The organism is Flavobacterium sp. LS1P28 (genome assembly GCF_003970335.1).
Lineage (GTDB): Bacteria > Bacteroidota > Bacteroidia > Flavobacteriales > Flavobacteriaceae > Flavobacterium.
Genome location: NZ_RYDI01000009.1, coordinates 35,846 through 61,045, shown reverse-complemented (window position 1 = coordinate 61,045; position 25,200 = coordinate 35,846). Strand labels below are relative to the sequence as shown.

Annotated in this window: 21 protein-coding genes and 1 other RNA gene; 14 read left to right on the top strand and 8 right to left on the bottom strand. The window is 33.2% G+C overall.

Annotation, left to right across the window (positions count from 1 at the left end):
• Positions 1–103 precede the first annotated feature (103 nt).
• Positions 104–1,153 (bottom strand): AMP-binding protein, encoded by a 1,050-nt coding sequence (locus tag EKL97_RS08700; RefSeq protein WP_126568661.1) that lies wholly within the window; start codon positions 1,151–1,153, stop codon positions 104–106.
• A 40-nt stretch (positions 1,154–1,193) separates the two neighbouring features.
• The gene (locus EKL97_RS08695; RefSeq protein ID WP_126568660.1) at positions 1,194–2,105 is read right to left on the bottom strand and encodes a CPBP family intramembrane glutamic endopeptidase; all 912 of its coding nucleotides are present in this window, start codon (positions 2,103–2,105) and stop codon (positions 1,194–1,196) included.
• A 97-nt stretch (positions 2,106–2,202) separates the two neighbouring features.
• Between EKL97_RS08695 and EKL97_RS08690 the strand changes: the two genes are divergently transcribed.
• Both EKL97_RS08690 and EKL97_RS08685 read left to right on the top strand, forming a co-directional pair.
• A complete protein-coding gene (locus EKL97_RS08690; RefSeq protein WP_126568659.1) occupies positions 2,203–2,547 on the top strand; it encodes an ArsC/Spx/MgsR family protein in 345 nt (114 codons plus the stop codon).
• Between the two features lie 97 nt (positions 2,548–2,644).
• Positions 2,645–5,098, top strand: a complete 2,454-nt coding sequence (locus tag EKL97_RS08685) for an outer membrane beta-barrel family protein (RefSeq protein WP_126568658.1) — start codon at positions 2,645–2,647, stop codon at positions 5,096–5,098.
• Between the two features lie 124 nt (positions 5,099–5,222).
• On the opposite strand, the gene EKL97_RS08680 is transcribed toward EKL97_RS08685, so the two are convergent.
• Positions 5,223–5,387, bottom strand: a complete 165-nt coding sequence (locus tag EKL97_RS08680; RefSeq protein WP_091170588.1) for a hypothetical protein — start codon at positions 5,385–5,387, stop codon at positions 5,223–5,225.
• 250 nt (positions 5,388–5,637) lie between these two features.
• On the opposite strand from EKL97_RS08680, the gene fumC reads away from it, so the two are divergent.
• Positions 5,638–7,035 (top strand): class II fumarate hydratase, encoded by a 1,398-nt coding sequence (gene fumC, locus EKL97_RS08675; protein ID WP_126463367.1) that lies wholly within the window; start codon positions 5,638–5,640, stop codon positions 7,033–7,035.
• Between the two features lie 208 nt (positions 7,036–7,243).
• Here the strand turns inward: fumC and EKL97_RS08670 are convergent, their stop codons facing one another.
• Together EKL97_RS08670 and EKL97_RS08665 are read right to left on the bottom strand one after the other, a co-directional pair.
• Positions 7,244–8,251, bottom strand: a complete 1,008-nt coding sequence (locus EKL97_RS08670) for an LLM class flavin-dependent oxidoreductase (protein WP_126463369.1) — start codon at positions 8,249–8,251, stop codon at positions 7,244–7,246.
• A gap of 171 nt (positions 8,252–8,422) precedes the next feature.
• Entirely contained in the window at positions 8,423–9,625 is a 1,203-nt protein-coding gene (locus EKL97_RS08665; RefSeq protein WP_126568657.1) for an NAD(P)-dependent oxidoreductase, read from the bottom strand.
• A gap of 149 nt (positions 9,626–9,774) precedes the next feature.
• On the opposite strand from EKL97_RS08665, the gene EKL97_RS15690 reads away from it, so the two are divergent.
• The 6 genes from EKL97_RS15690 to EKL97_RS08640 all read left to right on the top strand — a co-directional run bounded on the left by EKL97_RS15690 (position 9,775) and on the right by EKL97_RS08640 (position 16,557).
• Entirely contained in the window at positions 9,775–9,963 is a 189-nt protein-coding gene (locus EKL97_RS15690; RefSeq protein WP_197037256.1) for a hypothetical protein, read from the top strand.
• On the top strand, positions 9,875–11,074 hold the full coding sequence (locus EKL97_RS08660) for a serine hydrolase domain-containing protein (protein ID WP_126463373.1): 1,200 nt from the start codon (positions 9,875–9,877) through the stop codon (positions 11,072–11,074). Before EKL97_RS15690 ends, EKL97_RS08660 begins: the two co-directional genes overlap by 89 nt.
• A 106-nt stretch (positions 11,075–11,180) precedes the next feature.
• Positions 11,181–11,577, top strand: a transfer-messenger RNA (tmRNA) gene (gene ssrA / locus EKL97_RS08655).
• A 508-nt stretch (positions 11,578–12,085) separates the two neighbouring features.
• Entirely contained in the window at positions 12,086–12,913 is an 828-nt protein-coding gene (locus EKL97_RS08650; RefSeq protein WP_199739627.1) for a phosphatase PAP2 family protein, read from the top strand.
• A complete protein-coding gene (gene eptA / locus EKL97_RS08645; RefSeq protein WP_126568656.1) occupies positions 12,894–14,423 on the top strand; it encodes a phosphoethanolamine--lipid A transferase EptA in 1,530 nt (509 codons plus the stop codon). The genes EKL97_RS08650 and eptA overlap by 20 nt, the downstream gene beginning before the upstream one ends.
• Before the next feature lie 781 nt (positions 14,424–15,204).
• Entirely contained in the window at positions 15,205–16,557 is a 1,353-nt protein-coding gene (locus EKL97_RS08640; protein ID WP_126568655.1) for a DEAD/DEAH box helicase, read from the top strand.
• Between the two features lie 147 nt (positions 16,558–16,704).
• Here the strand turns inward: EKL97_RS08640 and EKL97_RS08635 are convergent, their stop codons facing one another.
• Positions 16,705–17,817, bottom strand: a complete 1,113-nt coding sequence (locus tag EKL97_RS08635; RefSeq protein ID WP_126562076.1) for a lactonase family protein — start codon at positions 17,815–17,817, stop codon at positions 16,705–16,707.
• Between the two features lie 182 nt (positions 17,818–17,999).
• Between EKL97_RS08635 and EKL97_RS08630 the strand changes: the two genes are divergently transcribed.
• The 4 genes from EKL97_RS08630 (at position 18,000) to EKL97_RS08615 (ending at position 22,290) form a co-directional block, all read left to right on the top strand.
• A complete protein-coding gene (locus tag EKL97_RS08630; RefSeq protein WP_126568654.1) occupies positions 18,000–19,928 on the top strand; it encodes a BatA domain-containing protein in 1,929 nt (642 codons plus the stop codon).
• Between the two features lie 111 nt (positions 19,929–20,039).
• Positions 20,040–21,293, top strand: coding sequence for a dihydroorotase (locus EKL97_RS08625; protein ID WP_126568653.1), 1,254 nt, complete (start codon positions 20,040–20,042; stop codon positions 21,291–21,293).
• 4 nt (positions 21,294–21,297) lie between these two features.
• Positions 21,298–21,636 carry a hypothetical protein gene (locus EKL97_RS08620; protein WP_126455457.1) on the top strand — a complete coding sequence of 113 codons (339 nt, stop codon included), beginning with the start codon at positions 21,298–21,300 and terminating at the stop codon, positions 21,634–21,636.
• A gap of 3 nt (positions 21,637–21,639) precedes the next feature.
• The gene (locus EKL97_RS08615) at positions 21,640–22,290 is read left to right on the top strand and encodes an alpha/beta hydrolase (RefSeq protein ID WP_126568652.1); all 651 of its coding nucleotides are present in this window, start codon (positions 21,640–21,642) and stop codon (positions 22,288–22,290) included.
• 51 nt (positions 22,291–22,341) lie between these two features.
• Here EKL97_RS08615 and EKL97_RS08610 read toward each other — a convergent pair whose 3' ends face one another.
• Positions 22,342–22,842, bottom strand: coding sequence for a hypothetical protein (locus tag EKL97_RS08610; protein WP_126555469.1), 501 nt, complete (start codon positions 22,840–22,842; stop codon positions 22,342–22,344).
• Positions 22,843–22,853: 11 nt separating this feature from the next.
• Positions 22,854–23,618: an MBL fold metallo-hydrolase gene (locus tag EKL97_RS08605; protein WP_126463392.1), complete on the bottom strand. Its 765-nt coding sequence runs from the start codon at positions 23,616–23,618 to the stop codon at positions 22,854–22,856.
• Between the two features lie 94 nt (positions 23,619–23,712).
• On the opposite strand from EKL97_RS08605, the gene EKL97_RS08600 reads away from it, so the two are divergent.
• Positions 23,713–25,176, top strand: coding sequence for a TonB-dependent receptor (locus tag EKL97_RS08600; RefSeq protein WP_126463394.1), 1,464 nt, complete (start codon positions 23,713–23,715; stop codon positions 25,174–25,176).
• Positions 25,177–25,200 lie beyond the last annotated feature (24 nt).

Genomic DNA, 25,200 nt, shown 5'->3' with positions numbered 1-25,200 from the left:
AGGATAAATCCTAAGATTTACCCTCTTTTTATTTATCGATTTATTCGGAAAAAGACTTTTTCGGCGCCCTCGTTTAGGCGGATGTTTTTTTATTAAAAACAATTTAAATACTTTCTGTAATTTCTTTTCGCTTTATTTTTCCGTTTTGTGTTTCAGCGAATTTTGCAACAAACAAAACCTCTTTTGGTTTTTCATACTTATCCAAAACATCAAAAACAGTTTCAGCTATAATTTGTTGTTCCCCTTCAATAATCAATACTAATTTTTCTCCTAAAACAAGATCTTGTTTTGCAGTGACAAAAAATCTGGAATGAATCATAGTAGCTAATTTTTCCTCGATTTGCTCTGGAATTAATTTAATTCCTCCGCTGTTTATGATGTTGTCAATTCGACCTAAAAAAATAAATTGGTTCTCATTGATCAGTTCTACTATATCATTAGTAACAATTGCTTCGCTTGAAATTTTAGGTGCATTAATAACCAGACAATCTCTGTCGTCTTTAGCTATTTTTATATTAGGTAATACTGAAAAAGCCATCTCACCTATTTCCTTTGCCGCAATATGCGTGATGGTTTCCGTCATTCCATAGGTCTCATATACTTTGGTTTTCAATTTACAAAGTCCTTTTTCAAGAGTTTTATTCATTTTAGCTCCGCCAACAATCATTTTTTTGACATTCTTCAACATTGTCAATGAATTTTGAGCCTGTAAAGGCACCATGGCAACAAAATCATATTTAGTTTCATTGTTTAACAAAGGATGTGAACTTGGCGCAACAAAATCAATATCAAGACCCAGGATAAAACTTCTTACAAACATCATTTTTCCGGCTATATATTTAGTTGGCAAACAATGTAAAGCTTTATTACCTGGTTGCAAATCAAAAAAATCACCGGTTGCAATGGCTGAATTTACCATGGCTTGTTTTTCTATTCGAATCACTTTTGGGATTCCAGTGGTGCCTGATGTATTCAATTCTAGATAGGATTTGTTGTCAAACCAATCTAGGATAAAATCACCCACAGCTTTTTCATATTCTTCCCCTTCTTTGATAAAACTATACGCTACTCTGCATAAATCGTTTCGATTTAGATGATAACCATTCATTTTAAATAGATTATGAACATTTTGATACGTAATTGTATTGACCATGATTGCGTTTTTTTTATAAATTATTGAAACTGTTCTTTTATTAAATTTTTCCAGTTAATTTTTCTTTCCAATTTGTCCAGTTGTATTTTCTACTAAAGATAAATAAAAGTATCGGGTATATAAAAACAACCGGCACAATAACATCTAATCCCGCAGATGGGTCCGAAATATCCTTAAAAACAGAATGTGTCTGAAAGGCAGACCAATCCGAAGTGACCAGTAATGCACCCACTAAATTATTAGCTGCGTGAAATCCCAATGCGAGTTCCATACCCTCATCCATCAAGGTAATCATTCCAAGAAACAATCCGGTTCCTATATAATATACTAAAATAATAGGACCAATCTTAGCTACTTCAGGGTTAAACCAATGCATTCCCCCAAAAATAACAGAAGTCATCAGCAAAGGAAACCACTTGTTTTTAGCAAGGTTCGCAAATCCCTGCATCAAATAGCCTCTGAAAATATATTCTTCAGAACTAGTTTGTATCGGAATTAAAACAATACCGATGAGAACCAAAATAGCAAATGGAACAGGCTTAAAATTGATCACAAAATCACTTGGACTATAAAAATAAAATAACAATGTGGATACAACAGTAAATGCCGCCCAAATTAAAAAGGAAAATACGATTCTCTTCCAGTCTACTTTAACCCGTGAAGTAGTTACCGAAAGTAGCGTTTGATGATGCAAATAACGCACAACCAAAATAATACTTCCCATAAGAACCACAAATGAAATCAGGACTAAAAATAAGTTTAAATTGGGCTCAAAAAACTGCATTAAAGCTTCATTATTTGAAGGATATGGCTTTCCTTTAACGGTTGTTTCATAAATTAAGAGGATCAGAAGTGGCAACTGACCCAAGATTGAAGCAAAAATAAATATAAATGATCCTTTAATATATTTCCAAAACGTATTCTCTGATTTTAAACCCTGCGCTATAAACATCTATTTTAATTTAATTTTATACTTGATTAGTTTCACAAACGTTATTTTTGTTACCTCTAATCTAATGCTTTTAACAATTATTTAAAAACGACTAAATATGATACAAATATACCATAATTCACGTTGCGGAAAATCTAGAAATTGCCTCGCATTTGTAGAAAAATCTGAAAAAGAGTTTGAAGTAATCAATTATCTGACAAGTCCGCCCACTTTTGAGCAATTGTCTGCAATTATAAAGAAACTAAATATAGCACCAATAGCATTGGTTCGTCAAAAAGAAAAAATTTGGATTGAAAATTTCAAAGGAACAACGATGAATGAGGAACAAATCATTCAAGCTATGCTATCAAATCCAATTCTGATAGAAAGACCCCTGGTTATCATGGGAAATAAAGCAATAATAGGAAGAGATTTAGAAAAAGTAGAGGTCTTTATTTCCTAAAATTCTTATTTTTTTAATTAACATTTTTTTATGATTTGTACTATTAAACCATCTCTTACTTTTACAATCTAACGACTGTAACCAAAGTTTTTTTAAAATGAAAAAAATGAAATCTGTTTTAATTGTAGTGCTTTTCTTTACTACACTATTTAGTTTTGCACAACAAGCTCCCACCCAAAAAATTAAAATTTCCGGTAAAGTAATAGAAAAAATCAGCAAACAACCCTTAGAATATGCTACTATAACATTCCTGAATCCTAACAATCCAAAACCGGTTGCCGGAGGAATAACAAATCCAAAAGGAGAATTTAATATAGAAGTTATTCCAGGTGTTTACGATATTAATATTGAATTTATTTCTTTCAAAGTAAATGAAATTAAGCAAAAAAACCTTCAGGTTAACACCAGTTTAGGATTGATTAGTTTAGAGGAGGATGCAAATCAATTAAATGAGGTTATTATTCGATCTGAAAAAACTACTGTCGAAATCAAATTAGATAAAAAAGTATACAACGTAGGAAATGACCTGATGGTAAAAGGTGGAACTGTAAGCGATGTGTTAGACAACATTCCTTCTGTAGCGGTAGATATTGAAGGAAATATAAGTCTTCGTGGAAACGATAATGTTCGCGTTCTTATTGATGGCAGACCCTCAAATGCCATAAATATCGCGGAAGCCTTGCGATTGATTCCTGCGGATGCCATTGAAAAAGTAGAAGTGATCACTAACCCATCAGCACGATACGATGCGGAAGGTGGTGGTGGATTATTAAATATCATTTTGAAAAAAGGAAAAAACCGCGGTTTAAACGGAACATTTATTGGCTCGGCAGGTTATCCTGAAAATAATGGTTTGAGTGGTACATTAAATTATAAATCTGACAACTTTAATCTTTTCACTACTCAAGGATACAACAAGCGGAACAGTCCAGGAAACGCTCTTACAAATACCAATTATTTAAATGCGGACAACACTATCAACAATATTGTAAATGAAACCCGAGAAAATGACCGATTTAGTAAAGGGTACAATGGAAATTTTGGAATAGAATTGTTTTTAAACGAGACCACCGCATGGACCAATACATTCAATTACCGAAAAAATAACGGAGATAATCGGGATAATGTTTTTCAGAATTATTTTGAAGCAGACAATACTTTTGATTACACTCGCAACCGAATCAATTTAGAAAACAGTGATAGTGAAAATGTAGAATTTGCAACTAATTTTACTAAAAAATTCAAAAAAGAAGGACATAAATTAACCCTTGACGGTTCCTTTTCAACTAGTAAAGACCTCGAAATAGCAGTAATTACGGATAGAGCTACCAATACCGCTAAGGTAAAATTTGACAACACCCTCAACAACCAAAGTCAAAGTCGAAATTTACTACAGATGGATTATGTGTTGCCTATTGGCGAAGGAGGTCAGTTTGAGGCTGGATATCGTGGTGATTTTTCAGAATTACTCACGGATTATCAAGTTAAAAATGACGGCCTAATCAATAAAAACTTCACCAATACATTAGAATATAAGGAGAAAGTGAATGCTGTTTACACCCAATATGGAATGAAAATAAATAAATTTTCTGTCTTAGTAGGATTGCGTTTTGAGGATTCTAATATTAATATCAATCAATTGGCAACTAATGATTTTAATACTAAAAAATACAATAACTTTTTCCCAAGCGCCTTCTTTACTTATGAAATCTCCGATAAAAGCAGCGCTTCGGTAAGCTACAGCCGAAGAATACAAAGACCAAGAGGACGAATGTTGAATCCATTCAGCAACTTGTCTAGTAATATCAATATTTTTGTGGGAAATCCAGATTTAGATCCTGCTTTTTCAGATGCTATTGATTTTGGTTATATCAAAAGATGGGATAAACTTACCTTTAATACATCCCTATATGTAAATAAAACAACAGATGTTTTTCAATTTGCAAGAAGAGAATCCGGAGATTTCGTTAACGGCATACCAATAACAATCAGTTCACCAATTAATTTAGCTACAGAATATAGAGCAGGTTTTGAATTCACGTTAAATTATTCTCCGTACAAATGGTGGAAATTAAACGGGAATTTCAATTTCTTCAGAAACGAAACACAAGGAGATTTTGTTTATACTGATTTCAACAACAAAATAATTACACAAAATTTTGACAATATCGCAACATCATGGTTCACCAGAATAACCTCAAAAGTTTCGTTGCCGTACAAAATTGACTGGCAAACGAATGCGACTTATAATGGTGCAGAAAAAAGTGCTCAAGGAAATCGTCTAGGTGTTTTTAGTGCAAACTTAGCATTCAGTAAAGATATCATGAAAGACAAAGGAACGCTTTCGTTTAATATCAGCGATGTATTCAACTCCAGGAAAAGAATGATGGAAACAAACCTTCCCGGATTTGCAAACTCCTACGGTGAGATGCAATGGAGAGTCAGACAGTTTAGTTTGTCATTCACATATCGTTTTAACAAACCAAAAAACGAAAAAGAAAAACAGCCTAAAAAATTGCAAAATGATAACGAAGGAGATTATCAAGGATAATAAAGTAAGGACTCATGAAAATGGGTCTTTTTTTTTATAAATCATCAGAGCTAATAAAATTGAAAAGTATAAGCATAAAAAAAGGACTCCTTTTCAGAAGTCCTTTTTTTATTTAACAAACAGATTATACTGATTGTTCTTTCTTTGCTTTTCTTTCTTTATACATTTCCCATAATGCGCCGCCAATCCAATATTGAACGAAACCTACAAGAAAAAACATTAACCAAAATCCTATAGTAAGGATGGTTAAGAAAAGTAAAAAGCCTAAATACTGTGAAAATTCAAACATGTTTTCCGGAATTTTTGAATGTAGCCACAAATGTAAGTTTAATTCCTTTTCGTACCAATAAAAAACCATAAAAACTATCAATCAATTTTTATAAAAAAGGAATTATCCGTATTTTTGAACTCAGAATTTGGAGCTATTTCCCGCTGTACGCTCCAATCTTTTCTTTTTGAAAATAAAAAGAAAAGGATTTCCGTTGCCATCGGGGCTAAAAACGTAATAAACAACATAATTATTTTTAAATAACAACAAAATGAAATTCAGAATAGAAAAAGACACCATGGGTGAAGTGCAGGTTCCCGCTGACAAATACTGGGGTGCACAAACAGAACGTTCCAGGAACAACTTCAAAATAGGCCCATCAGCTTCCATGCCAAAAGAAATCGTGGAAGGTTTTGCATATCTTAAAAAAGCAGCAGCGTATGCCAATTGTGATTTAGGAGTTTTACCAGTCGAAAAAAGAGATGCCATTGCTGCGGTTTGTGATGAAATTCTAGCTGGAAAACTAGATGATGAATTCCCATTGGTAATTTGGCAAACGGGTTCTGGTACACAAAGTAATATGAACGTGAACGAAGTAGTTGCCAATCGTGCTCAAGTTCTCAAAGGATTCAACATTGGCGAAGGCGAACAATTCATCAAAGCCAATGATGATGTGAATAAATCCCAATCTTCAAATGACACCTTCCCTACCGGAATGCACATTGCAGCCTACAAAGCAGTAGTTGAAGTTACTATTCCCGGAGTTGAAAAATTAAGAGACACGCTTCATGCCAAAGCAGTTGAATTTAATACAGTAGTCAAAATAGGTCGGACACATTTAATGGATGCTACGCCACTAACATTAGGTCAGGAAATTTCAGGATATGTAGCACAATTGAACTACGGTTTGAAAGCGGTTAAAAATACATTGGCACACTTATCCGAAGTGGCTTTAGGAGGAACAGCCGTAGGAACAGGATTGAATACTCCTGATGGATACGATGTAAAAGTTGCCGAATACATCGCTGAATTTACCGGACATCCATTTGTAACTGCCGAAAATAAATTTGAAGCACTTGCCGCACACGATGCCATTGTAGAAACGCACGGTGCCCTCAAGCAACTGGCCGTTTCATTGAATAAAATTGCCAATGACGTCCGTATGCTGGCTTCTGGACCACGCTCCGGAATTGGAGAAATCCTTATTCCTGAAAATGAGCCGGGATCTTCCATCATGCCAGGAAAAGTAAACCCAACACAATGTGAAGCATTGACAATGGTTTGCGCACAAGTGATGGGTAATGATGTTGCCATCTCTGTGGGAGGAATGCAAGGTCATTATGAATTGAATGTTTTCAAACCTTTGATGGCTGCAAATTTCTTGCAATCAGCCAGATTACTTGGTGATGCTTGTATGTCTTTTGACGAACATTGTGCACAAGGAATTGCACCTAACTACAAACGTATTCAAGAATTAGTTGACAACTCATTGATGTTAGTTACGGCTTTGAATACTAAAATTGGGTATTACAAATCAGCTGAAATTGCACAAACTGCACATAAAAACGGAACAACTCTCAAAGAAGAAGCTGTTCGTCTAGGCTACGTAACTCCAGAAGATTTTGATGCTTGGGTTAAACCCGAAGATATGGTGGGAAGCCTTAAATAATTAATTATCAATGTTGAATTTTTAATTATTAAGCTGTAAATTAGAAACCCTGCAATGTAACGTTGCAGGGTTTCTTTGTATCTATTTATATTCTAAATAGCAAAATTTAAAAATTGATCTTTGCTTACATGGCTTATCTGATTAATTTTTTTTACCATATAAGTCAATTAAGTTTCTTTATGCTTTGAGAAAGAATGTCTTATAGTTTTTATTTCTTATTAATTGTATCCATAACTTCTTTCATGATTCGAATGCTTTTCAATTTGTCTTCATGATCAAAAATTGGGCTTGTAATCATCAATTCATCAATTTGCGTATATTCGATAAATTGTTTCAATTCTGTTTCTAATTTCTTTTTGCTTCCTACAAACGAACAAGCAGTCATTTGATTCACATGAAAATGTTCTTCTTCACGCATAATCCCATCTAGCGAATCAACAGGCGGTTGCAATTGTTTTCTATCATTCCGAATCAAGTTCAAAAACATTTGAGTCAAACTGGTTGATAATTTTTCCGCTTCTTCATCCGTATCAGCAGCTATGGCGTTTACACAAGCCATAGTTTTGGGTGCTTCTAAAAATTGGGAAGGTTTGAAATTTTCTCGATAAAACTCAAATGCCTGATGCATTAGTTTTGGCGCAAAATGACCGGCAAAGGCATACGGCAAACCATTGGCAGCAGCCAAAGCAGCACTATCCATACTGGAACCTAAAATCCAAATGGGAACATTCGTTCCTTCGGCAGGAAAAGCACGCACTTTGGCTATAGCATTATCTTTAGAGAAAAATTCTTGCAGTGCGGCAACATTTTGAGGAAATCGCTGCGATTGCTCAAAGAAATCTTTCCGAATCGCTTGTGCGGTTAATCCATCTGTTCCCGGCGCTCTTCCTAATCCTAAATCAATCCTGTTGGGGAACAATATTTCTAAGGTTCCAAACTGTTCCGCTATAATTAACGGAGCATGATTGGGCAACATTATTCCGCCGGAACCTACCCGGATATTCTGAGTCTGGCTGGCAATATAACCAATCAGAACAACCGTTGCTGTACTGGCTACATTAGCCATATTATGATGTTCGGCTAGCCAAAAACGGTCGTACTCTAAACTGTCAGCCAGTTGCGCCAGTGCTGTTGTTTTTTTAAATGTTTCGTTTGCATCGCTATCTTGAGTAATTAATGCTAACTCTAATATGGAAATTGGAATCTTTTTAGTCATTATAAATTTCTGATTTTATACAAAAATAATCATTTTCGGTCGAGCCAAAAATTGTCTGGTGTTAATTGATTTATAATATTATAAAACCAAAAAAAAACATGTCTAAAAACTTTTAATAAAAAAAACCGGCAACGTTGTATTCAGGGCTTTTGGATTCATAAGAAAAAAGATTTATTTTCCATCAACATAATTTTGTAAATAACTAAATCGTGGAGTCAGTTTTCCTTTTTTAGTTATTTTGGCTCTTTGCAAAATTCCATCTTTATCTCCATTGAAAAATGCAGGAATTACATGTTCCATGAACATTTCTCCAAATCCTTCACTGGCATCTTTTGGCAATTCACACGGCAAATTATCAACTGCCATAACCACAATTGCCGCAGGATGAAACACATCCACTTCTTTATCTTCATTTGGCACATACCCATAGAGAGGTTCAGCAATTGTTGATGATCTGAGGGTGCAGGCTATTGGCCCATTCACATCACAAGAAACATCTGCCACTACTTTGATCTTGCAATCATTGGATTGAAGCATTTCTCGGGTCAAAATCACCGGAGCCTCATTGGCATGAAAATGTCCTGTTATATAGATATCAGACACTTTTGTAAATCTTTCGAAATCAGAAACATATTCTTTTGGATTGTGATAAAAATCAGTAAAATCTAAAACCTGCCCGTCTTTTCTTTTGTTATATTCTAAGACATCTATTTGAGTATAAACAGGCTGCGAATAGTTTTTAGTTAAATAATTCTCCACCGAAACTTCCTTTATTTTTATAGCATCCAAAATTTCTTTGGCTCCGTTTCCCACTTTTCCTGTTCCTGTAATAACAAATTTTAAAGGCGGTAATACTAATCGTTTTAAATGAGCTATTAAGGCTTCTTTACCGGATAATGTTTCTGCTTTTGGCAATTTGAACAATTCGAATTTTATTCCAAAAGCACGAATACTGTTGTATGCCCCTACTATCCCTGCATAACGACCAAAACCAATTAACCTGCGATTGTTAGCATCTACAATTGTTTCATAATCGTACAAATCGATATTTTTTTCTAAAACAGCCTGCAATAATTTTTTGTTATAGGGCTGTTCTTTTATGGTATGCGAAAAAAAGAAATAGGTTTTGTTAGGAATCAAATTTTCTACCGGTACTTCTTTTACCCCAAACAAAACATCACAATCACTGATATCATCAGTCAATTCGATGCCTTGATTTTCATATTGAGAGTCGGTAAAAACTCTAATATCAGAGTATTCTACCTTTACCATACACTCTTGATACTGTTGTTTCAGCTTTGTTAATTCATTAGGTGAGAAAACAACTCTTCTGTCCGGCGGATTTTTCCGTTCTTTTAAAATTCCAAATTTCATACGTTTTGAATGCTTTTGACTTAGTTTAATATAACTTTATATCGTTTATTTGTTACAAATATAACAATTTAAACGAATTTGAATTTATTTTAAAATTAAAATCTGCAGGCAGTACACTCCTAGTCACTGAAGTACAAAATGATACAAAAATGAGTACCCTGTCTACTGATAAAATAGTGTTAAGGTTTAGAAAAAATAACAAACAAAAAGGCTTTGATTCTATATATTTGCCTTTCCAGCACCACAGAAATGAATTTTATAAAAAAAACAAAGATACTACATATATACCTCCTCTTTTTGATTTTGAGCTCCTGCGCCAAGGAGAAAAAGAAAGTTGAATTAAGTGATGCCCAACTTCCAAAGAGTACATTGCCTAAAATGAAGCCGTTAACAAACCTAGAGCCCAAACTTACCGCGGAATATGTCGATTCAAAAAGAAAAGAAATAGACTCTTTTTACAAAAAAAATTGGCCCAATAACAGCGCAAATGGAAGTTTTCTGGTTGCTAAAAACGGTCAAATTATTTATGAAAAATATGAAGGGTATGCAAATTTCAAAGATAAAACAGTCATTACTAAATCTACGCCGCTGCACATTGCATCTGTCAGCAAGGTTATTACGGCAACGGCTATTTTAAAATTAGTAAACGCAAAAAGAATCGAATTGGATCAAAAGGTAAATACAATCCTGAAGGAATTTCCTTATCCCGAAATTACGATAAAAACATTATTGAATCACAGAAGCGGCATGCGTAATTACGCCTATTTTACAGATCGAGACAAAACGATATGGGACCGACACAACATACTTTCCAATCAAGACATACTGACGATCATGGTTACAAAAGACATTGGTTTAGAATTCAAAACTAATACCCGTTTTAGTTACTGCAATACCAATTATGCCATGTTAGCACTAATAATTGAAAAAATCACAAAACTTCCCTATAAAGAGGCTATGAAACAAATTATTTTCAAGCCACTTAATATGAAAAATACGTATGTTTTTGATTATGAAAGAGATAAAGATACTGCCGTTACATCCTACAAAGGAAACAAAGTCGAGATAGGAAAAGATTACCTGGATGCCGTTTATGGAGATAAAAATATCTATTCTACACCACGTGATTTATTAAAGTTTGACAGAGCCAGAAATAGCGCTGCTTTTTTAACACCTGAACTACAAAGTCAGGTATATAAAGGCTACAGTAATGAACGCAAAGGAACAAAAAATTATGGTTTGGGGATTCGAATGGTCAATTGGGAAACGGGACAAAATTTTTATTTCCACAACGGCTGGTGGCATGGAAATACTTCAGCCTATATTACTTTGAGAAAAGAAGGAGTTACTATTATAGCACTTTCTAATAAATTTACACGAAAAACGTATAATGTACGAAAATTAGCTGTCTTATTTGGCGACTATCCATTCAAATTAAGAGATGAATAAAAAAAAGAATGATTTTAGAATAGTGATACTAGATTTGCAATAGTAATCCCAATAAAAAGTGTAAATTTGCAAACTTAAAATTCAGGATTGGAATTTTAAACAAAAAGGGGTCGACTGGTTTTGACAGCAAGTCGAATTGATAAGTAAGCACGTCGAGCATTGAGACCTTGCTCGTAAATATAAGATCTTACCATTTTACACGGCGAAAATAACTACGCTTTAGCTGCATAATCCGAATTATAGTACGATTAAGCCACGTTCCTATCAGATAGGAAAGCTGGATTCTCCTTGAAAGCCTTGGTTTGTGGCGTTCAGTTTAGGAGAACCGTAAAAATAAACCTAGATTTCCATGAGCTTCGGGTGGATTTCAAAATTAAGAAGATAAGTATCGTGTGGCTGTTTCTGGCCTAGCACAGTATCGAAAACTCAATCAGAAAATAAACGCGTAGAAAGCTTTTTAGTTGCTTGTTTGGACCCGAGTTCGATTCTCGGCGACTCCACTTTAAAAAAATCGTAATAAGCTATATTTTAAGTTTTTACGATTTTTTTATTTTGCTATTTCCCAACAAAATAAATTAAAATTTATTTACAATAGAATACAATCCTATTTTTTGTTTTTAGCTTGTAAATTCCATTCCTGATACATAGAAGCGTTTCACGGAAAACATTGTTATATGGCTTTGCATATCCCTCTTTTATCAAAATTTCGTTTAAAACTCTACCAATCATTTAGAATTAGATAGCCAAGTTTGCTTTATTGCAACCTAAATAGTTACAGATAGGATAATTCACTCCGCAATTAGGTTCGAACATAAGGGTGAATCGATGCATAAAAAAATGAAAAATAATTAGAAAAAAACATCTAATTTTGATCCCAGAAAATATCATTAAAAAAGTGGTACAGTTTCACCAGAATACTTATTAAGTGGTTCGTTAACCGAATAAGGTGTCATAAATGTATGCGAGTTTTAAATAAATTTGTTCATCTAAATCTGAAAACATAAAATTATAATGAATGTAAAAGTTATTAATAATTACGCCAAACTAAAAACAACTTTGTTTTTTTTACCGCTTATATTGTTATTGGTTATTCTTATATTTCTTTTCAGCCAAGATTCTTTAACTACTTTTAAGTATGTACAAATTCAAAAGGACTACTTTTTATATATTAACCATTATTTAGGTCAATATCCAAATTTAGAATACAATCTTACCCAATTAGGCGATGCCTCTGTTTTTTTGTCATTTTTAATTATTTTCATCGTGTATGCACCTAAAATATGGGAGGCAATATTAACAGCTTCATTGGCTTCCCTCCTATTTTCTTGCCTCTTAAAAAACTTGTTCTTAGTACCTCGACCTGCTCAAATTTTTGACAATCATAGTTTTATCATTGTAGGAAAAACAGCTATCGGATTTAGTAGTTTGCCTTCTGGGCATTCCATTACAGTTTTTACTATACTCACCGTTTTGTTGTTTGCATTTATGACTGAAAAGTTAAACTATAAAATCTTATGGGTCTTTTCTGTTGTATTTACAGGATTGATTATTGTGTTTTCCAGAGTGGGTGTTGGAGCACATCATCCGCTAGACGTCATTATAGGCAGTATTATAGGATATATTTCGGGTCTTATTGGTATTTTTGCCAGCCGAAAATATAAAATATGGAATTGGGTAAATAATAAAAAATACTATCCAATTTTTATTCTGTTGATTGTGATCTGCGGTATTTCATTCATCATCAAAATAAATCGAGAAAGTTTCATCATATTTGATTTGGCGTTAATTAGTTTAATTGTTTCACTTTATAAAATCATTCATGTATACGTTAAAAAATAATTTAAAATTAACTCGTTTTGTCTTATTGATGAGTTTTCTTAATTTTATATTCTTTCATTATCCGTTTTTTAAATTTGTGTTTAATAACGTTGAATATAAAAACTTGAACGGAATGTTTTTAATTCTTAGTTTGATGATTCTAATGTTAGTGCTAAATGCTTTCGTTTTTTTTCTGCTTTTTTTCCTGTCGCGTTATGTTGGGAAATTTCTTTTAGTGTTGTTCTTTATAATAAATTCAGTTGCCGTTTACTTCGTTAATACCTATAGTGTTATCATTGACGAAAGTATGATAGGCAATATACTTAATACCAATTATGATGAGTCTAGCAGTTTTTTTTCGTTCAAATTAGTTGTATACTTACTTTTTCTGGGCATAATTCCTAGTATTTATATCATCAAAGTTAAAGTCATAAATGTTACAGTAAAAAGATTTTTTGTCCTGATCTCATTGACTTTATTATTTATTTTAGGTTTAGTAATTGCCAATTCAAGTAATGTTTTGTGGATTGATAAAAATTCAAAAACTTTGGGCGGACTTGCAATGCCTTGGTCTTATACTGTAAATATTTCACTTTTTTATGCACATGAATCCAAAAAAAATGAAAAAGAAATTTTATTACCAAATGCAACAATAAAAGATAATCAAAAATCAGTTGTAGTTTTAGTTATTGGCGAATCTGCAAGAAGTCAAAATTTTTCTTTGTATGGATACAACAAAAACACAAATCCCCTACTCTCTAAAACTAATAATGTATTTCATTTTAATGCAAAATCGGATGCAACCTATACCACTGCAGGTGTGAAAAGTATTTTAGAACATAAAAACACCGATGATTTGTATGAAATTTTGCCCAATTATTTGCATCGAAATAATGTTGAGGTTATTTGGAGAACAACAAATTGGGGAGAGCCACCAATTCATATAAAAAATTATCAAAACAGAGCATTTCTAATGCCAAATTGCAAAGGCGATGGCTGTAATTATGATGAAGTACTTTTGAGCGGATTAAAGGAACAAATTTTAGCCAGTAAAAAGAATAAAATATTAATCGTTTTACATACAAGTACAAGTCATGGACCTACATACAGCAAGAAATATCCCCCTGAATTTGAGACTTTTAAACCCGTTTGCAAAAGCGTTGAATTAGCTAATTGTTCTCAAACAGAACTAATCAATGCTTACGACAATACCATTGTGTATACCGATTATATATTAGCCAATATAATTAAAGATTTAAAGCAATTGACTGCCTATAAAAGTACTATGATTTTTGTGTCTGACCATGGTGAATCTTTGGGAGAAAAAAACCTATACATGCATGGTTTACCTTTGAGTATTGCACCAAAAGAACAATATGAAATCCCTTTTATAGTTTGGTATTCTGATAACAGTTCAAAACATTTAAAACCTAATGAGATGTTGTCTCAAAACCATGTATTTCACAGTGTTTTAAATTTTTTAAATATTCAAAGTCCTATTTATAACGAAGAATTGAACATTTTTAAATAAGTAAAACTTCGTATCTCTTTTAGTAAAAACATTTTTAACCCTTGTAATTCAGTGCTTTTTATTCACAAACTATTTAAAATGATTACTTTCAAGAAATCGATCATTTGATTTATATTGTCAATATAGTAGTGACCAAAAGAGCATTACCGTTTTTCGGTTTCTGGCGTTGCGAGTTTTTAAGTCCTGCTTGACTATTTTCTGCTTGAAGTATAATCTTAATTAACCTGGATTTGTTGATTTGTAAAAGTATATTTGCTATTCTTTCCATATCTTGGTTGAGACACTATTTATCATCAACCGTCAATTCATTGCTAATTTAATTATAAAACTTCGAGGTCGGTATCTAACTAACCGCATATTATTTCTTTATGACAAATATTATTTGCCTTTACCATCCTTTTGATATAAATTATTAAATATTGTGCATCTAAGTAATGACTAAAATTTAATGTCGTATTTTAATAAAGCACTAAATTTCTTTACCACAGATTTCACAGATTAGCACAGATTAATTCGTTATGTAATTTTAAAAATCTTTTTAATCCTTACAATCTGTGGCAAAAACTCTTTTTAATAATTGCGACAATATATCTTTCTTGCTACTTATCAAATAAATACACTAACAACAAACATATTTATCACGTATAATCTGTTGAATTTAATATAATTTGCTTGAAAAATTAAATGGAAAACTGGTGATTTTAATGCGTTTGATTTGTGATATTTATCATTTTTAGAGCATTACTTTCAAAAAGACTATATTTGCAAAAAATTTAAGCAAATGACTACTTTTGAGCAATTCAATCTTCCTAAATCCGTACAAAAAGCGATAGATGATTTAGGGTTTACAACTCCTACTCCTATTCAAGAAAAAACATTTTCTGTGATAATGTCAGGAAGAGATATGATGGGAATCGCTCAAACCGGTACTGGTAAAACATTTGCTTACCTTTTGCCTTTGTTGAAACTATATAAATTTACTCCCGGGCATACCCCAAAAATAGTGCTCCTGGTTCCTACTCGTGAACTTGTTGTACAAGTTGCGGAAGAAATTGAGAAATTGACAAAATACATGTCGGTTCGTACTATTGGAATCTTTGGAGGTGTCAATATCAATACCCAAAAGAAAGCAGTGTATGCAGGTTGCGACATACTAGTGGGAACTCCCGGAAGAATCATGGATTTAACGCTGGATAATGTGATTCGTTTTGAAGAAATGCAAAAGCTGGTAATAGATGAGTTTGATGAAATGCTGAATTTAGGTTTCCGTACCCAATTGACCTCTATATTGGCCATGATGCCTAAAAAACGTCAAAACATTCTGTTTTCAGCAACTATGACAGATGAAGTAGATGCGATTTTGAATGATTATTTTGATTATCCTCAAGAAGTTACGCTTTCGGCATCAGGAACACCTCTGAAAAACATCAAACAAATATCCTATCAGGTTCCTAATTTTAATACTAAAATAAACCTTTTAAAACACTTATTGCAAAACAACGAAGACATGAGCCGTGTGCTGGTGTTTGTCAATAATAAGAAAATTTCTGATATGGTTCACGAACGAATCGAGGAGGATTTTGAAGGTCAGTTTGGAGTAATTCACTCGAATAAATCACAAAATTATCGTTTGAGTACGATGGCTTCGTTCCAAGAAGGAAATTTACGTGGTTTGATTACTACTGACATCATGGCCAGAGGTTTGGATATTTCTAATATTACCCACGTTATCAATTTTGAAATGCCTGAATTACCTGAACTATATATGCACAGAATTGGTCGAACCGGTCGTGCAGATGCTACAGGAACCGCTATAAGTCTTATCGCACCTCGCGAAGAAGAATTTAAAGTAGAGATTGAAGTGCTGATGAATATGGAATTAGCTATTGAACCTTTCCCAGAAACCGTAGAAATTTCATCAAAATTAATTGAACCTGAAAAAGAGAGACAACCGATCAAGTTTATGATGAAAAAACAAAAACTTGACGGAGATGGCGCTTTTCAAGAGAAAAGTAAAAAGAATAAAAAAGTCAATTTAGGCGGCCCTGGTGTAACTAAGAAAAAAACACATGGTTCTGTAAATAGGAATATGCTAAAAACCAGAGACAAAAAGAGAAAAGACAAGAACAAATAGTGATCAGTATTCCGTGTTTAGTGTTCATTTTCTAAATCCTGATTTTTTTCTGAACATCGGGGTCTAAAGATAAAAACAAAAATAAATAGTAAAAAGTGTTGAAAAATAATTTTCGTTTTTCAACACTTTTTTTGTGAGTTTTTAATTTTAATTCTTAGTAAAAACCAAGCAAACCGGAGAACACAAAACAATTTTTTTGCCAGTATCAGCAAGCAATCCAGTCTTTTTATTTCTTTTAAAAATCACTACATCATTGGTATATTGATGTGCTACCACAAGAAAATTTCCCGTTGGGTCAATGGTGAAATTTCGAGGTCCTTTTCCTAAACTACTGGTTTGCCCTTTCAATAGTAATTTTCCGTTTTTTAGAATTTCAAAAATGGTGATATTATTTGCTTCGCCGCGATTAGAGGCATATAAAAACTTCCCGTCAGGTGAAATATGGATATCCGCAGCACTAAATGATCCTTTGAAATCTTTGGCTAAAATAATCGTTTCATCAATCTTTGTCAATGTTCCGTTAGAATAACTAAATACTGTTAGCGCGCCGTCCAGTTCCTGTAATAAATAAACAAATTTACCATCTTTGCTAAAGGTTAAATGTCTGGGTCCACTCCCGGATTTCACTGAAATGCTGTCTTTTAATTCTAAAACAGTGTGTTCAGCATTAGGATTATAAGCGTATGAATATACTTTGTCATTCCCTAAATCGTTAGACAAAACAAACTTTTTATCTGGAGAAAAATGAACCATGTGTACGTGCGGACCTTCTTGTCTTTGTGTATTAGTTCCTTTTCCATAATGTTGAATAACTTGCTTCGCTTCAGCTAGACTTCCGTCGTTATTTTTAGCAAAAACGGAAATATTTCCCCCGGAATAATTAGCAACAATTACATTTTTATCGTCATTGATTATGTAACAAGGATCCGCACCCTTGGAGCTTTGCTTGTTGATTAAGTCTAATTTTCCTCTTGCTGGATTATAGCTAAAAGAACTCACCGTACTTTTAGTCCCATTTTCGTTTACGGAATACACAAAATTATTATTTTTTGAAACCGTTAAATAACTGGGATTTATAACCTTTTCAGTCGCATTTTTAAAACTGAAATCGCCTGTGTTTGAATCAAAATCATATACATAAATTCCTTTACTGTCACAACTTTGGGTATAGGTTCCTATTAGTAAATTCAATTTGTTTTTTTGTGCATGAACACTTGTAAAAAGGAAGATTAATAGAAGAACCGCAAACGGCTTTTTCATGTTTTTAAAATTTATTAGAAAGCTAAAATACACATTATATTCCTAATGAATGTCAATAGTTTATTCCTTTGAAAAATTATAACAACTTCATCTAAAACTGTCAACAAATTTGTATTTTTGACTCCTGAAATTCAATGAACACCGTTGAAAACAAAATACAGTAAAGTAAACTCAACCTCAGAATGCATTTTAAACATCCCGAAATTTTATACTTTCTGTTCTTGTTGATTGTTCCAATTTTGGTTCATTTGTTTCAATTACGCCATTTCAAAAAAGAATATTTCACCAATGTTCGGTTCTTAAAAGCACTTTCAATTCAAACCAGAAAAAGCTCTAAAATCAAAAAATGGTTGCTTCTCGCCTGTCGTTTATTACTTCTAACTTGCCTTATTTTCGCATTTTCGCAACCTTTTTTCGAGTCCCAAGACAGCAAAAATGCCACGAATGAATTGTATATTATTTTGGACAATTCTTTTAGCATGCAAGCCAAAGGCAAAAAAGGGGAATTGCTAAAAAGAGCGGTTCAGGAATTACTTGAAGAAACTCCGGAAAATGTAAATTTTTCTTTAATTACCAATTCCGAAAATTATTGGAACACGGATATAAAGTCTGTTCGTAGTGCTTTACAAAATCTGAAATACAGCCCAACTCCGTTCCAATTAGACAATATAATGGCAAAAATAAAAGCGCATAAATCAGCTTTTAATAAAGATATCGTCATCATTACGGATGCGGTAGGTCTTGATGAAAAACAACTGAAAAATAGTGATGCAACTGATTCTCCTTCATTTATAATTCCAAAAGCAGAACAAAAAAACAATGTTTCTATTGACAGCGTATTCATCCATAAAACAGTAGAAAATTTTTATGAAATTAGCGTCCAAATATCCGGTTATGGCAAGGATTTCAACCCGATTCCAATTTCTCTATACAATGAAAACAAGCTTATTGCTAAAACGATAACAACTTTAGATACAAAAAAAGAAAACCTTGTTTTCACGATTCCTAAACAATCCTTTCATGGTTATTTTTCTATAGTTGACAATGGTTTGTCTTATGACAACACGTTGTTTTTCAGTATTTCAAAAACGAAGAAAACCAACATTATCAGCATTGGAGAACTAGCGAAAAGCAACTTCCTTTCCAGAATTTATACCAGTGAAGAATTCAATTATAACAATTATACCTTAAGCACCTTAGACTATAATAAACTGGAAGAACAAGACGCGATTATTCTTAATGAATTGAATGAAATTCCGCAAGCTTTGGCAACCACGTTGAACTCTTTTGTAGAAAAAGGCGGCAATTTAATTGTGATTCCTTCGGCGATAAGTTCCATTACCAATATAAATTCTTTTATGTCGAATTTTGGAAACCTCAAATTTAGTTCTTTAGAAAATAGAGAAAAACTGATTACTAAAATCAACTTCAATCATCCTATATTCCATAGCGTTTTTGAAAATAAAGTGACTAATTTTCAATATCCAAAGACAAAAAAATCCTTTATAATATCCAGTTCCAATCCTGCTGCTTTGTCTTATGAAGACCAAAGCGTTTTCTTGACATCGATAGCAAATTCGGTTTCAGCAGTTAGTTTTTTTGCTGCTCCTATTAACATCGAAAATTCAAATTTTCAGCAATCTCCATTAATTGTACCTACATTTTACAAGATGGCGATGCACAATCAAAACAACGGCGTAAATACTTTGATAATTGGTAATAACAACCCGCATTTTATAGAAGCATCGCTAAACAAAGGCGCTATTTTAACGGTAAAAGGCTTAGACGAACAATTTATTCCTATCCAACAAATTCTGAATAATAAAGTCAAAATGACTTTCAATGATTATCCGATACAAGCAGGGAATTTCAGCATTTACAATACAAAAGAGTGGATTGAAAACATTAGTTTCAATTACAACCGAACCGAAAGTGATTTGGCTTCAGCCAATGAGACTATTCTTTCTGACTATAAAACAATCGAATCAATACCATCGTTCTTTGACACTTTACAAACTGACAGAACTGATAATCAAATTTGGAAATGGTTTGTTATCTTTGCACTGTTATTTCTAATAACCGAAATGGCAATTATACGATTCGTAAAGTAAATAACGAAGTTCAATACTTAAAAATCAATATAAAATGAGCATGAATGTACTTTAGTCATAAAAGTCAATGCAAATTTCATATTCAATCAAAAAAACAAATAGTATCTACATATGAAATTAATCCTCAGAGACGCCAAAATTATCGATTCGAAAAGTCCCTTTCATAATAAGACTGCAGATATTTTAATTGTTGATGGTTTTATACAAAAAATTGGAACCTGGCTCCCAAATCTGGATAAAGCAGAAGAAATACAACTTGATAATTTACATGTCTCCCAAGGCTGGTTTGATAGTAGCGTTTCGCTCGGGGAGCCTGGTTATGAAGACCGTGAAACCATATCAAACGGACTTACTGTAGCTGCCAAAAGTGGTTTCACGGCAATCGCATTACAACCCAACTCCTTTCCTATTATTGACAATCAATCCCAAGTCAATTTTGTTTTGAACAAAGCACAAGGATTTGCAACTCAACTGTATCCTATCGGCGCTTTGAGTAAAGAAAGTGCAGGAAAAGACATGGCTGAATTATATGATATGAAAAAAGCGGGAGCCGTTGCTTTTGGAGATTATAATAAAAGTTTAGATAATGCTAATTTGCTAAAAATAGCCTTACAATACGTTCAGGATTTTGATGGATTGATTCTTGCTTTTTCCCAAGACGAAAATATAAAAGGAAATGGAGTGGCCAATGAAGGCATAGTTTCGACCCGACTGGGTTTGAAAGGAATTCCAAATCTTGCCGAAGAAATACAAATTGCACGAAATTTATTTCTGTTAGAATATACTGGGGGAAAACTTCATATTCCAACTATTTCAACTAAAAAATCAGTACAATTAATCAAAGAGGCTAAGGCCAATGGACTGCAGGTAACCTGCAGTGTTGCTGTGCATCATTTAGTTCTAACTGATGAAAAACTGGAAGGTTTTGATACCCGTTATAAAATTTCTCCACCGCTTAGAACTGAAACCGATAGGAAAGCATTACTGAAAGGAATAAAAGACGGAACGATCGATATGATTACATCCGACCATAATCCGATGGATATTGAGCACAAAAAAATGGAATTTGATGGAGCCAAGAATGGAACTATTGGTCTGGAAAGTGCTTTTGGAGCTTTGATGACTGTTTTGCCATTAGAAACCGTAATAGAAAAACTCACTTCAGGAAAAACAACTTTTGGCATCGAAACAGTATCAATTAATCAAGGTTCAAAAGCAAATATTACCTTATTTAATCCGGAACCAATAAGCATTTTTACAAAATCATCCATTTTATCCAAATCTAAAAACACTGCTTTTTTAGGAACTGAACTAAGAGGTAAAGTGTACGGAATTGTGAATCAAGGAAAATTAATTTTAGCATAAAAAAATGAATACTATTAATAATAATAATTCAGAGTCAGGAAAGACGGCCGCAATCACCAGTTATATTTTAGGAATTGGCGTATTTATTGCCATGTCTATGAACTCCGAGGACAAAAATGAATTTGCTTCATTTCACATCCGTCAAGGACTGGGACTTACTTTAACATTCATATCACTAGGATTAATCATCAGCAATTTTGACAGCCTAATGATTTCGGCTCCCATGTGGATTTTCGTATTTGTTTTATGGTCTTACGGTATTACCAGTGCTATAAAAGGAGAAACAAAACCGGTTCCATTATTGGGAACGTATTATCAAAAATGGTTATCAAACATCTCATAATCCATGAATTTATCTTTAGAATATAAAATACGAGAGCCTAAAATAAAATTAGACGAAAATCCACTTTTACTTTTATTGCACGGATACGGCAGCAATGAAGACGATTTATTTTCATTTGCAACCGAGCTTCCTGATGAATATTATATTGTTTCAGCACGTGCGCCTTATAACATGCAATACGGTGCATATGCATGGTATGCAATCAATTTTGATGCGGATCAAAATAAATTTTCGGATCACGATCAAGCCAAAGTTTCAAGAAATTTAATTGCCGGATTTATTGATGAATTAATTCAAACCTACCCCATAAATACTGAGAAAGTCACATTGATTGGCTTCAGCCAAGGATCTATATTGAGTTATGCAGTTGCACTTTCGTACCCTGAAAAGGTTCAGAAAGTAGTTGCGATGAGCGGGTACTTAAATTTAGAAATTGTCACTGAGGATTACCTAAAAAACAACTTTCATACCCTGAAAATATTTGCTTCACATGGAACAGTGGATCAAGTAATTCCAGTTGAATGGGCTAGAAAAACACCAGCAATAGTAGAAAATTTAGGGATAAATATAACCTACAAAGAATATCCTATAGGTCATGGAGTTGCTCCACAGAATTTTTATGACTTCAAAAACTGGATTTTAGAGAATGAATAAATAATATTTGTGCCGTATTCAGGTCTTTATAAACGGAATACGGCACCTTAATTATTTTTGGTACAACAACGATTGATTGACCTCAAAAGAAATACTTTTATCTTCATTGACAAAATATTTCAACAAAACTTCACCCCAAATTTCACCATCACTATAATCAGCAATAATCCATCTGTGGTTTAGTATTTTGACTTTGTTAATAATAAATTTATTTGTGCTAATTTGATCTTGACCCGTATACGGATTTCCCTTTGGGTTGGCGTTCAAATCCAATAATTTTTCAGTGACGAAAGGAATCAATTTCTCGTATTGAATTGTTTTGTTAGCGCTTGTAGTATCAAAATAATTTTGAGCATTCTCATTTTTTTCCAAAGAAAAATAGTTGGCATCCACTAATTGATTCGAAACCAAACTCAGACTGTCTCTTAATTTTTTAGTGGTTTTTTCATATCTAGTTTGCTCAAATACTACTTGTTTACTCAAAAACATATACGTAAAAACAGTAGAAAGCACAGCCAGAATAGTAAGGTACAGGAATAATGAATTTTTCATTTTAAATATAATTAAATTTTAATTTCTAGATTATCATAGGCGAGATAAACATGCTCGGGGAGATTTTTTTGAACCTCTTCGTGATACCCCATGATATGACTAATGTGTGTGAGATAGGCTTTTTCTGGTTGGACCAAAGCTATAAAATCCAACGCTTCTTTTAAATTGAAATGCGTTTCATGAGACTCTTCCCGTAAAGCATTCACAACCAATACCTTTAGATTTTTCAACTTGACTATTTCACTTTTTTCAATAGTTTTCACATCCGTTAAGTAGGCAAAATCATCAATTCGATACCCAAAAACCTGAAGATTTCCATGCATGACACTGATGGGGACAACCGTTTTGTTGCCAATGGCAAATGACTGGTTGTTGACAACTTCAATAGTTGTAACAGAAGGCGCACCGGGATATTTATTGACCGTTTCAAAAACATAATCGAAACGTCTTTTTAGATTAGTTATAACCCGTTGATGTGCATAAATTGGAATTTCTCCTTGTTTGAAATTAAAAGGCCGAATATCATCGATTCCTGCGGTATGATCCGCATGTTCATGAGTAAATAAAATACCATCTACTTTCTGGCAATTTGACGCAAGCATTTGCTGTCTGAAATCAGGTCCGCAATCAATTACAAAAGAATAATTCTCCCAAGAAATCCATACAGAGACGCGCAGTCTTTTATCTTTAGAATCAGAGCTTTTACAAACAGGATGATTACTACCAATAACAGGAATGCCTTGTGATGTACCAGTTCCTAAAAAATATACCGTCAACTTTCTTTATTTTATTTGCAAAAATAGGGTTAATTCCCTTTCATTAGAAACCTATTTAACTAACTTTACAAAATATTAGCCATATTAAAAGAAAATGGATACAGAAATAAAATTAAAAGGTGATAAAATCATCGAACAAATCCCTTCAGTCAAAGATAAAGCACTTCGTATCAATTTGAACGAAAATATCTATGGAACTTTTGCAGAAATTGGCGCTGGACAGGAAACTGTAAGACATTTTTTTAGATCTGGTGGATCGTCAGGTACAATTGCAAAAGCAATGTCAGCCTATGACAAAGACTTTAGTGATGCCGTTTATGGAATTGAAGAGGACGGTCGTTATGTGACTGAAAGTCGACTCAAAAAAATGCTTTCTCATGAAGTAAATCTAATAGAAAAAAGGCTAAGCAGAGAAAAACATCCTAATAAAATGTTTTTTAGCTATGCGAATACCGTGGCCACTATTGACTTTGCCAAACAATTCAAAGGACATGGCTGGGTTGGTATTAGTTATCAAATTGAGCCGGATGAGGATTATAATGAAATTATTCTTCACATTCGATTTAAAGAAACTGATGTGCGTTTGCAACAGGAAACATTGGGTATTCTGGGCGTAAATTTAATTTACGGGGCGTATTACAAATACAATGATCCCAAACGTCTCTTGCGTTATTTGTATGACCATTTAGACAAAGATCAATTAGAAATAGACACCATAAATTTCTCAGGTCCACGTTTTGCTGATGTTGACAATCGTTTGATGAGTTTACAATTAGTCAAAAATGGAATGACTGATGCCGTTATGTTTAATCCTGATGGAATAAACATACTTCCTGCTGCTATATTATACAAGAAAAACATCCTTGCTTTTAGGGGTAGTTTTCGTCCCGTTACAAAAGTCAACATGGACATGTATGAGAAATCATTAAAAATGTTTTTAAATGAGAACAAGGTCAGTCCGGAAAACACATTAGTGATTTTTGAAATTACATTATCCAACCTACGATCTGATGGAGAAATCGATGAAAGAGATTTTATGGATCGAGCTGAATTACTCTGTTCACTTGGACAAACCGTAATGATTTCAAATTTTCAGGAATATTACAAGGTAGTGGAGTATTTTGCGAATTATACCAAAGCCAGAATGGGATTAGCCATGGGTGTGAATAATTTAATAGATATTTTTGACGAGAAATATTACCGTCATTTAAGTGGCGGAATTCTGGAAGCTTTCGGGAAATTATTCTACCGCGACATGAAAGTATTCTTGTATCCAATGATTGGGGAAAATGGAGAAATAATCACCTCCGAAAATTTAAAAGTACACCCAAGAATGAAAGAACTCTATAAATTCTTTAAATTCAACGGAAAAGTAGTTGATATAGATGATTATGATCCCTCTATTTTAGAGGTGTTCTCTCGTGAAGTTTTAAATATGATTAATAATGGAAAGCCTGGTTGGGAAACAATGCTTCCCCCTGGTATTGCAGAAATAATTAAGGAACACAGACTTTTTGGATTTGATCCTAATAAAGTTTTGAAGGAAATCAATTCGTGAATCAGTAGTCAAATTTTGAGTTAA